We start from the raw sequence: 7,805 nt of genomic DNA, 5'->3' as shown, positions 1-7,805 counted from the left end.
GGGCGGGATCCGCGGCGAGGCCGCCACGGATGGGCGGTTTGTCCGCGTCGGCCATGGGAGAGGAAGTGGGGAAGAGTCGCGGGGGTTCCGAGGGGCCTGGCTCCGGCTGACGCTGGGACCGGCCGGCGTTCGTGCTCCGGGAGCCGTTCAGCAGGGAGCGCATGGGCACGATGGGCGTGGGCGCGGGAGCTTCTTCTTCTTCACGCATCACCCCGGTCCGGCGCACGACGGGGGTGGGGGCTCGCTCGTCCTCCTCGGAGAGGGACGCGGGCCTGCGCACGATGGGCGTGGGGGCCGGCGAGCCCGTCTCGTCTTCCTCCACCGGCCGGCGCACCACCGCCGTCGCTCCGGAGGAGGCATCGGCCTTCGCATCGGAAGCCCCGGCGGCGTCCTCGCCGGCTTCCTTCAAGCCCAGGGCCTTCACCAGGGGACGGGTCACCATCTCCGTCGCCGGTGCCGGCTCCGAGCCACGGCCTCCCAGCGGTTCCGGAGCCTCATCCTTCACGGGGGCGGAGGGGAGCGCCGTCTTCGCGGTGTCGTCGGTCAGCTTGGACGCGGACGCGGGCTCCGGCGGGGGCGCGGCTTCCTGGCTCGCGGCGGACTCGCGCAGCGGCAGGCCCATGACCATGGGGACTTCGTCGGGCCGCATGTCCGGCTCGGTCTTGACCAGCCGGGTGTCCATCCCTTCGTCCAGGGCCATGCCCATCACCACGGGCGCGTCCTCCGCGGCCTCCTTCGAGGGAGACGGGGCGGCTTCCTCGGGCGGCTTGGGCGCCGGCGCGGGCTTGGACGCCTCCGGCATGCCCAGGTTCGCGAGCCGGTTGGTGGGCGTGCCCGTCATCGTGACGTCGGGCGGCTCGCTGGCGGCCTCCCTCGGGACGTGGCTCCGCTTCTCCAGCAGCGAGTCGTAGAGGTCCAGCAGCTGACCCCGGATGAGGCCCGCGTCCAGCACCTTCTCCGCGAACGCGCGCCCGGCCTTGCCCAGCGCCACGCGGCGGGGCACGTCGCGCGCCAGGTCCAGGATGCGCTCGGAGAGGGCGCGGCTGTCGCCCGGGGGGAAGAAGATGGCCGCGTCCTTCGGGATCAGCTCGCGGGTGACGGGCAGGTCCGCGGCGATGACCGGCCGGCCGGCGGCCAGGTACTCGGAGACCTTGGCCAGCGGTCCACCCTGGAGCCGGTTGCGCTCCGAGTCGTCCAGCGGCAGCACGCCCACGTCCGCCAGCGCCAGCACCTTGACCAGGTCGTCGTGCGCGACGGGAGGCTGGAAGTCGACCTTGTCCTTGATGCCCAGGTCGTTGACCAGGTCCTCCAGGTGGGGCTTCCAGTCCGGGTGGTGCGCGCCCACCAGCGTCAGGCGCACGTCCACCTGCTGGGACGCGAGCGCCGTGGCGCGCAAGAGGGTGGGCAGGCCCTGCCAGCCCACGTGGCTGCCCAGGTACATCATGCGCAGGGGAGAGCCGTCCGGGGCGCCGAGCACCTCCGGGTCGTACGGCTTCAGGTCCACGGGCGCGCGGAGGGTGCGCAGCTGGTCCTCCGCCGCCCCCAGCCCCTGGATGTACGCGCGCGTCGTCTGCGAGCCGGTGACGACGAGGTCCGCGTTCATCAGGCAGAAGAGCTCCTGGCGGCGGATCTTCGACAGGAAGCGGCGGTCCCCGTCCGTCTGCGGATGGGTGTAGCGCAGCTCCTGGGACGGGAAGGTCTGCGCCTCATAGATGAGGCGGTAGCCGTAGTCCGCCTTCAGCTCGCAGAGCGCGTAGCCGCCGAAGGGGTCCGTGAAGTGGGCGAGGGCGTAGTCCTCGCTCTCCAGCTGCCGGCGCACGGCCCGTTCGAAGGACTGGATGCGCGACGCCAGGTCCCCGGAGCCTACCGGGACGCGGAGCAGCCGGGCGCCCTGGTACTTCTCGATATGGGAGTGGTCGGGCGTCTTCGCCGACAGCACCACCACGGAGAAGCGATCAGGCAACGCCTTCAGATACTCGGTCAGTCGGCGTGAGGAGCCAGACGGGCCGGGGATGACATCGAAGCTGCACAGGAGAAGTCTGGGCAGGTCACTCAAGCCGCCGCAGGATACTTGGACACGGGTGAGGTGTCATCGGCCGTGACAGAAGATGAAGGGGGTCAGCGGAACAACACATCCCGTGACGGATGCGTTGACCCCCTGTATGCCGCGTCATAACGAGGCGAGGTGTCCATGGATGAGCGGAAGGGCGTCACCGTGAGCTACCTGCGGCAGCTGGCCCGGAAATACCTCCGGGAGGGAGCTGGCGCGTCCCGCGGACGGGAGTTGGTCATCTCCCTGGCCGAGCGCATTCCCGCCCTGGGGCGGCTCGCGCGCATGGCCGGGCTGGCGACCTCCCGGCGCGGCTCCGGTGACGTGGGCGGCGAGGAGCGGAAGCTGGATTCCGGCCGGGTGGATTCCATCCCCACCTCCGAGTCCGTACCCCTGCCTTCGCCGGAGACCGCCACCGCGCCGCAGGCACGGGAACTTTCCGAGGAGCCCATCACGGAGCCTGGCAGCGGCCCCAGGACGCGGCCCGCGAGGGTGGTGACGTTCCCCGCGCGCGTGAAGGCGCGCCGCGAGCCGGATGACGAGGACACGCAGCCCCTGTCGCCCGAGGCGCCGACGCCGCGCCCGTCGAGCGCCCCCAAGGGGGACGTGCCCGCCGCCGCGAAGCCCACGCCCCCGAGCGAGCCGGCGCATGCCGCCGAGCCCCTGGTGGAGGGGTTCTTCGTGACGAAGATGGCGGGGGAGAAGGAGGCGCGCCGCCACCACCTTCTAGAGGAGCAGGCGCCGCGCCTTCCTCCGGCGGACGCTTCACCGGAGCGCGACGAGCACCTGGCCATGCTGCCCCTGGACTACCAGGACGACGCGATGGTGCTGCTCGCGAGGGATCCGCACACGCTCTTCGTCTTCTGGGACTTCAGCGACGCAAGCCGCAACCGGGCGCTGGACGAGCTGCCGTCGCCCCGGGCCGTGATGAAGGTGTTCGACGGCGAGGGCGTGTCGCGCGAGGTGGACTTCGCGCTGGAGTCGCGCAGCTTCTATCTGCAGGGCATGACGCCCGGGCGCACGTACCGGGTGGAGGCGCACTTCGTCGGCTCGGATGGCCGGTCGCGCCGCATTGGACATTCGTCCAATAGGGCCACGCTGCCGCCGGCGGGACCGTCCGTGGACACGTCCATCCGGTTCCTGCGCATGCCGCCTCCGCCGGTGGTGGACCGGCTGCGCGCGGAGATTCCGGCGGCGGCGCCCGCTCGCGTCCCCCAGGTGCAGGAGCGCGAATACGTCACCTGGCGCCGGGTGCAGCTGCCGGGGAGCGCCGGGGTGGTGGACGTGCCGGAGGTCCACCGCGAGCGCACAGAGACCTATGTCGATGCGCCGCGAGCCCCGGGCGCGTCCGACCAGCGCTACGCGGAAGAGGCCTATCTGGAGAGCGCTCCGCGTGCTCCGGGGGCTTCGGACATGCAGTACGCGCGCATCGGAGAGGCGACGCTCGGTGAGGGCGCGGTGCTGGCCCCGTCACGTGCACCCGGGGCTTCGGATCAGCGCTACCTGTCCGTGGAGCGGGCTCCGGGGGCCTCGGAGCAGCGCTACGCGCAGGGGGCTGCCTCCCCGTATCTGGAGGTGCCTCGCGCGCCGGGCGCTTCGGATCAGCGGTACGCGCCGGGTGGTGTGTCCGAGTACCGCTATCTGGAGGTGCCGCGTGCACCGGGCGCTTCGGACCAGCGGTATGTGGCGGGCGGGCAGGGGGCCTTGGAGGTGCCGCGTGCGCCGGGAGGCTCTGATCAGCAGTATCTGAGCGTGCCTCGTGCGGCGGGAGCTTCGGACCAGCGTTACCTCACCGTGCCGCATGCGGCCGGCGCGTCGGACCAGCAGTACCTGACGGTGTCCCGGCCCGCTGGCGCTTCGGACCAGCGCTACCTGTCCGTGGAGCGCGCGACGGGAGCTTCCGATGAGAAGTACCTGACCGTGCCGCGCGCGGCGGGCGCTTCGGATCAACGCTACCTGTCGCCGGATCGCGCCACGGGCGCTTCGGATCAGCCATACCTCGCTGTGCCTCGGGCGGCGGCCGCTTCGGATCAGCGCTACCTGACGGGAGATCGCGCACGGGGGCTTTCGGATCAGCTTCATGTCGGTCCGCCGCGTGCGTCCGGGGGCGCGGATGCCCGGCCCGTGCCGGCTCCGGCGGGTGGGGCCCCGGTCGTCGCCGGTCCCTCGACGGTGGAAATGGCCTCGTCGGAGACGTGGCGGCCGTCGGAGCCCGAGACTCCCAAGGACCCGTGGACCTTGAACGTGGCGCGCGGCCCCACCGCGTCCGAGCAGCGTGCGCTCGACAGGGCCCGTGAGGCCGCGCGAACGGCCGTGCCCGCGAAGGCCGAAGTTCCGGCCACTCCGCCCGCGAAGGCCGCCGAGCCTCCGAAGGCGGCCACGACTCCCTCCGAGCCCAGGTCCCCGGGCTCGAAGACCTCCTCCAAGTCCCGGCCGTCGCGCCGTGGACGGAAGTGAACCCGCACGGCTTCTCCGACCGACCTATGAGCCTGGGCTCCCTCGCGCTGGTCCTTCACGCGCACCTGCCGTTCGTCCGCCACCCCGAGTACGAAGACTTCCTCGAGGAAGACTGGCTCTACGAAGCCATCTCCGAGACGTACCTGCCGCTCCTGCGCGTGTTCGACACGCTGGTCGAGGACCGCGTCCCCTTCCGGGTGACGATGACGCTCTCGCCCACGCTCGTGTCGATGCTCAACGACGACCTCCTGCGTGAGCGCTACGCGAAGCGGCTGGACTCGCTCTGCGAGCTGGGCGCCCGCGAGGTGCACCGCACCCGGGACGATCCCACCTTCCATCCGCTGGCCGTCTTCCACCGCGACCACTTCGAGTCGCTGCGGCTCGCGTACCACAACCACTACCGGCGCGACCTGGTGGCCGCGTTCCGCAGGCTCCAGGACTCCGGCCACCTGGACATCCTCACGTGCAACGCGACCCACGGCTTCCTGCCGCTCATGCAGCAGACGCCGGAGGCCGTGCGCGCGCAGGTGACGGTGGCCGCGAACCACTACCGCCAGAACTTCGGCCGCGACCCCGCCGGCATCTGGCTGGCCGAGTGCGGCTACTACCCGGGCCTGGAGCGCATCCTCGCCGCCGAGCGCATCCGCTACTTCTTCGTGGACACGCACGCGCTCACGGACGCCACGCCGCGCCCGCTGCACGGCCCCTACGCGCCCATCTTCACCGAGCCCGGCGTGGCCGCCTTCGCGCGCGACCCGGAGAGCAGCCAGCAGGTCTGGAGCACCGAGCACGGCTACCCCGGCGACCCCGTCTACCGCGAGTTCTACCGGGACATCGGCTGGGACCTGGACCTGGACTACGTCCGGCCCTTCATCCAGCCCACCGGCGACCGCAAGAACACCGGCTTCAAGTACTTCCGCATCACCGGCAAGACGAACGACAAGCAGCCCTACAACCCGGCCGCGGCCCGCGAGCGCGCCTGGGTCCACGCGGGCAACTTCCTCTTCAACCGCGAGCGCCAGTTCGAATACCTCGCGTCGCGCATGGGCGGCCGCAAGCCCGTGGTCGTCGCGCCCTATGACGCCGAGCTCTTCGGCCACTGGTGGTTCGAGGGCCCCCACTTCATCGACGCGCTCATCCGCCAGGCCGCGCGCAACCCCAGCCGCTTCCAGCTCATCAGCCCGCTGGACGACCTGCGCGAGCACCCGGAGAACCAGGTGGCCACGCCGCCCCTGTCGTCCTGGGGCGCGGGCGGGTACGCGAACATGTGGCTCGACGGGACGAACGACTGGATCTACCGGCACCTCAACCACGCCGCGCGGCAGATGGTGGAGCTGGCCCGGGACTTCCCGGACGCGTCGTCCCTCAAGCGCCGGGCGCTGAACCAGGCCGCGCGGGAGCTCTTGCTGGCGCAGGCCTCCGACTGGGCCTTCATCATGAAGACCGGCACCATGGTGGACTACGCCGTGCGCCGCACGAAGGAGCACCTGCAGCGCTTCCTGCGCCTGCACGACCAGGTGCGCGCCGGCACCGTGGACGAGTCCTGGCTCGCCCACGTGGAGGGCAGGAACAACCTGTTCCCGGAGCTGGACTACCGCGTCTATCGGCCTGGTTGAGCGGTCCGGGAACAGGCGGCCAGCCCGGGGGTTCACCTTCCGTCACCGGGCAATGTCGTTCCGGTTGCGGGGCTTCGTTTCCGCTTTAGGTTGAGGAAATCCATGACCCACACGCTCCCTCCGTTCCGTCGCAAGCTCGTGGCCGCCGTGCTGGTGCTGGCGTCTCCCACGCTTGCCCTCGCGCAGGCTCCCGCTCCCCAGCCGTCCGCGCCCAAGACGCAGGGGGCGGTCTCCGGTCAGGCCGGCAACCTCCAGCCCGCCACGCGTGAGGCCCAGTCGCTGGCCTCGCTGGCGCCGCTGGTGGATTCGGTGAAGTCCGCCGTGGTGAACGTGGACGTGCAGGCGAAGCCGCAGCTGCCGGAGGGCATGGAGGACAACCCGCTCTTCGACAAGTTCTTCGGAGGCAACGGGCGGGGCCGCGGCGGCCGCAGCGAGCGCGAGCAGATCCGCCAGGGCGCCGGGTCCGGCTTCATCATCGACCCCAAGGGCCTGGTGCTCACCAACAACCACGTCATTGAGGACGCGGTCACCATCACCATCCGTCTGGACGACGGCCGCTCGTTCACGGGCGAGGTGGTGGGGCGCGACCCGCTCACCGACGTGGCCGTGGTGAAGATCAAGGAGAAGGTGGATCAGCTCCCCACCGTGAAGCTGGGCGACTCCGACGCCGTGCGCGTGGGGGACTGGGTGCTGGCCATCGGCAACCCGTTCGGCCTGGCCTCCAGCGTGAGCGTGGGCATCCTGTCCGCGCGCGCGCGTGAAATCGGCGCCAGCGTGTACGACGACTTCCTGCAGACGGACGCGGCCATCAACCCCGGCAACTCCGGCGGCCCGCTCTTCAACATGAAGGGCGAGGTGGTGGGCATCAACACCGCCATCGTCGGCGGCGGCACGGGCATTGGCTTCTCCGTGCCCAGCAACCTCATCAAGGCGCTCCTGCCGCAGCTGGAGAAGGAGGGCGCCGTCACGCGCGGCTGGCTGGGCGTGGGCATCCAGCCCCTCACGCGCGAGCTGGGCCAGGCGCTGAAGCTGCCGGTGAGCGAGGGCGCCATCCTCACGCAGATCACCCCCGACTCCCCGGCGGCGAAGGCGGGCCTCAAGCCGGACGACGTGGTGGTGGCCGTGGACGGCAAGCAGGTGCGCTCCGACAGCGACCTCACCCGCACCGTGGCGCTCAAGAAGCCCAACAGCGTCGCGACGCTGAGCCTCTACCGCGACGGCAAGAAGCAGGACGTCAAGGTGACCATGGGCACCCGGCCGGACCTGGAGGGGTTGTCCAAGAAGAAGCCGGAGGTCTCCGACGAGCAGGACAGCTCGCGCCGCGTGGGCGTGTCCCTGCAGGACCTGGATGCCCGCACGGCGTCGCAGGCCGGCTTCACCGAGCGGGCCGGCGCGCTCGTCACGGACATCATCCCGGGCTCGCCCGCGGACCGCGCGCAGCTGACGCCGGGCATGCTGGTGGTGGAGGCGAACAAGAAGCCCATCGCGAGCGCGAAGGAGCTGGCCGCGGTCATCCGCGCCGCGCCCAAGGGCAGCACGCTGCTGCTGCGCGTGGCCGGTCCCGGTGGCGGGCGCCTGCTGCGCGCGCTGACGGTGCCTTGAACACGGAGGTGAACGAGGGGCGATGAGCGTCAACTACGTCTCGTTGGGTGACAGCACGGCGGTGGGGGTGGGGGCGTCGC

At 71.3% G+C, this 7,805-nt stretch carries 4 protein-coding genes; 3 read left to right on the top strand and 1 reads right to left on the bottom strand.

From position 1 onward, the window contains the following. The coding region (locus D7X96_RS37960) for a glycosyltransferase family 4 protein (RefSeq protein ID WP_244219865.1) at positions 1 to 1,963 on the bottom strand (1,963 nt) is incomplete at its 3' end. A gap of 228 nt (positions 1,964 to 2,191) precedes the next feature. Between D7X96_RS37960 and D7X96_RS37955 the strand changes: the two genes are divergently transcribed. From D7X96_RS37955 to D7X96_RS37945, 3 genes are all read left to right on the top strand, one after another. Next, a complete protein-coding gene (locus D7X96_RS37955; protein WP_158626677.1) occupies positions 2,192 to 4,507 on the top strand; it encodes a DUF4912 domain-containing protein in 2,316 nt (771 codons plus the stop codon). A gap of 26 nt (positions 4,508 to 4,533) precedes the next feature. Next, positions 4,534 to 6,123: a glycoside hydrolase family 57 protein gene (locus D7X96_RS37950; RefSeq protein ID WP_120547887.1), complete on the top strand. Its 1,590-nt coding sequence runs from the start codon at positions 4,534 to 4,536 to the stop codon at positions 6,121 to 6,123. 102 nt (positions 6,124 to 6,225) lie between these two features. Then, positions 6,226 to 7,725: a trypsin-like peptidase domain-containing protein gene (locus D7X96_RS37945; RefSeq protein ID WP_120547886.1), complete on the top strand. Its 1,500-nt coding sequence runs from the start codon at positions 6,226 to 6,228 to the stop codon at positions 7,723 to 7,725. The last annotated feature ends 80 nt before the right edge of the window (positions 7,726 to 7,805 follow it).

Origin of the sequence: Corallococcus interemptor (assembly GCF_003668875.1) — a bacterium.
Taxonomy (GTDB): Bacteria; Myxococcota; Myxococcia; order Myxococcales; family Myxococcaceae; genus Corallococcus; species Corallococcus interemptor.
This window is presented reverse-complemented; position numbering and strand designations above follow the sequence as displayed.